General features: G+C 74.5%; 3 protein-coding genes. All 3 read left to right on the top strand.

Annotated features, from left to right (window positions below):
* Positions 1-891, top strand: an 891-nt coding sequence (locus tag ACFQ3T_RS35735; RefSeq protein WP_380730431.1) for a DNA glycosylase AlkZ-like family protein, incomplete at its 5' end; no start/stop codon positions are given.
* Between the two features lie 19 nt (positions 892-910).
* On the top strand, positions 911-2017 hold the full coding sequence (gene aroB, locus ACFQ3T_RS35740; protein ID WP_380730433.1) for a 3-dehydroquinate synthase: 1107 nt from the start codon (positions 911-913) through the stop codon (positions 2015-2017).
* A 34-nt stretch (positions 2018-2051) separates the two neighbouring features.
* A complete protein-coding gene (locus ACFQ3T_RS35745) occupies positions 2052-2462 on the top strand; it encodes a VOC family protein (RefSeq protein ID WP_380730435.1) in 411 nt (136 codons plus the stop codon).
* The last annotated feature ends 241 nt before the right edge of the window (positions 2463-2703 follow it).

The following is a 2703-nucleotide window of genomic DNA, read 5'->3' on the forward strand; positions in this document are numbered from 1 at the left end:
GAGGACCTGGGCCGGGTGCTGAGCGTGCGCGGCGAGTCCCACCTGCACCGCCGCGAGGACCTGCCCGCGCTGCGCCGGCAGCTCCGGCCGCGCACGGAGAAGCAGCTGGCGGCGTGGTGCGGCGCGCACCCCGTGCCCGAGCTGGACCACGTCGACCTGGTCGTGGACCTGATGCACCGCGAGTTCCCCGGCGACACGGCCACCAAGGGCGAGCTGTCCGCCGCGATCAGCCCGCTGCTGCCCCCGGTCGCCAGCCCGTACTGCCCCGGCTGCGACACCCACCACGTCATCGAGAACCTGTTCCGGCTCGGCACGCTCCTCGCGGGCATCGAGCTGGAGCACGTCGGCGCGAAGCTCACGTTCCGCCGCCCGACGGCGAAACCCGAGGTCGAGGAGCCGGGCGAGCCGACCCTGCTGCGCGAGTACGCGCGGCTCGTCGGCCCGTTCGCCAAGGCCGACGCGGAGAAGTGGCTGGGCGCGGGCCCGCCGGACGGGTGGCCGGACCTGCACCGGGTCGCGGTCGACGGCAGGCGGCTGCTCGTCCACGAGGACGACCTCGCCCGCATCGCCGACGGCGACGTGCCCGACCCGCCCGCCGGGCTGCTGCTGTTCCCGCGCGACCCGTACCTCCTCGGCCCGCGCGACCTGGTCGCCGACCCGGACGTGGCCCGGCAGGTGTGGCGGCCCGTCGGCAGCCCCGGCGCGCTCGTCCTGCACGGCCGGGTCGCGGGCCCCTGGCGGCACGAGGTCCGCGGCCGCACGGCGACGTTCCGCGTCGCGGGCTGGTCGAAGGTGAAGGGCTCCGCCCGCGAGGCGGTCAAGGAGCAGGCCGACGTGCTGGCCGGGGTGTGGGGCGGCGCGGCGCTCGGCGCGGACGTGGTCGAATGGTGACCCGACGAGGGGAGTGGTGATGGGCGAGCCGGTGCGGATTCGCGTGGCCGCGGAACGACCGTACGACGTGGTGGTGGGCCGCGGCCTGCTCGGCGACCTGGTCGAGACCCTGAAGGGCACGGCGAAGGCGGCGATCGTCCACACGCCCACCCTGGCCGAGACCGCCGACGCGGTCCGGGAGGAGCTGGCCGCGGCCGGGATCGACGCGCACCGCGTCGAGGTGCCCGACGCGGAGGACGGCAAGGACCTGCGGGTCGCCGGGTACTGCTGGGACGTGTTCGGCCGCATCGGCCTGGGCCGCACCGACGTGGTGATCGGTCTGGGCGGCGGCGCGGTGACCGACCTGGCCGGGTTCGTCGCCTCCACGTGGATGCGCGGCGTGAAGCTGGTCCACGTGCCGACGACGCTGCTGGCCATGGTGGACGCGGCGGTCGGCGGCAAGACCGGCATCAACACCGACGCGGGCAAGAACCTGGTCGGCACGTTCTACGAGCCGGAGGCCGTGTTCGTCGACCTGGCGACGCTGGAGACGTTGCCGCGCAACGAGCTGGTCGCGGGCATGGCCGAGGTGGTCAAGGGCGGCTTCATCGCCGACCCGGTGATCCTCGACCTGATCGAGGCCGACCCGGAGGCCGCGCTGGACCCGTCCGGCGACGTCCTCGGCGAGCTGGTCCGGCGCAAGATCCAGGTCAAGGCCGACGTGGTGTCGACCGACCTGCGCGAGTCGGACCTGCGGGAGATCCTGAACTACGGCCACACGCTGGCGCACGCCATCGAGCGCCGCGAGCGGTACCGGTGGCGGCACGGCGCGGCGGTCAGCGTCGGCCTGGTGTTCGCCGCCGAGCTGGCCCGGCTCGCGGGCAGGCTGGACGACGCGACCGCCGACCGCCACCGCTCGATCCTCACCTCCCTCGGCCTGCCGACCGGCTACGACCCGGACGCGCTGGGCCAGCTCCTGGAGGGCATGCGCACGGACAAGAAGACCCGGTCGGGCGTGCTGCGGTTCGTCGTGCTGGACGGCCTGGCCAAGCCCGGTCGGCTGGAGGGCCCGGACCCGGCGCTGATCGCGGCGGCGTACTCCGCGGTGGCGGCCGAGCCGAAGGCGGGCGGGAGCATCCTGCTGTGACCGGGGGCCTTCCGGGGACGGCGGCGTCCCGGGGATGACGGCGTCCCCGGGGATGACGGCGGGGCACCTGCACCACGTCGAGTTGTGGGTGCCCGACCTGGCCCGCGCCGAGCGGAGCATCGGCTGGCTGCTCGGCGAGCTGGGCTGGGTCGAGCACCAGCGCTGGCCGGCGGGCGTCAGCTGGCGCCTCGGCCCCACGTACGTGGTGGTCGAGCGGTCGCCCGCGATGGACGCCCACCACCGCCTCGGCACGGGCCTCAACCACCTGGCGTTCCACGTGGCCGGCCGGGCGGAGGTCGACCGGCTCGTCGCCGCCGCGACCGAGCACGGCTGGTCGCCGTTGTTCGCGGACAAATATCCTCACGCGGGTGGTCCGGATCACTACGCCGGGTACATCGAGAACACGGACGGTTTCGAAGTGGAGCTTGTTGCCTCGTCCGGTTGACACCCGAGAGGGTCAGTCGATCTCTACACTGAACGGCGCCGGGTGGCGTGCGTTCATCCCCGGTGTCCCGGTAGGAACCGCCCGGAAGTGGAGAGCTGCCCCGCCATGGCCCGATCCGACGTGGGAGCGGCGCGGATCGCCGCATCCGCGCTCGTCGTCGCGCTGCTCGCGGCCTGCGCCCCGAGCGCGGCCGACCCGGAAGCGGTCCCGGCTCCGAGCAACGTCGCCGCCGCGTCGACCG

The sequence above is a fragment of the Saccharothrix hoggarensis genome (assembly GCF_042678885.1).
Taxonomy (GTDB): Bacteria; Actinomycetota; Actinomycetes; order Mycobacteriales; family Pseudonocardiaceae; genus Actinosynnema; species Actinosynnema hoggarensis.

Coding starts and splice junctions, on each gene's coding strand:
- aroB (WP_380730433.1), top strand. CDS start 911: ATGGGCGAGCCGGTGCGGATTCGCGTGGCCGCGGAACGACCGTACGAC.
- ACFQ3T_RS35745 (WP_380730435.1), top strand. CDS start 2,052: ATGACGGCGTCCCCGGGGATGACGGCGGGGCACCTGCACCACGTCGAG.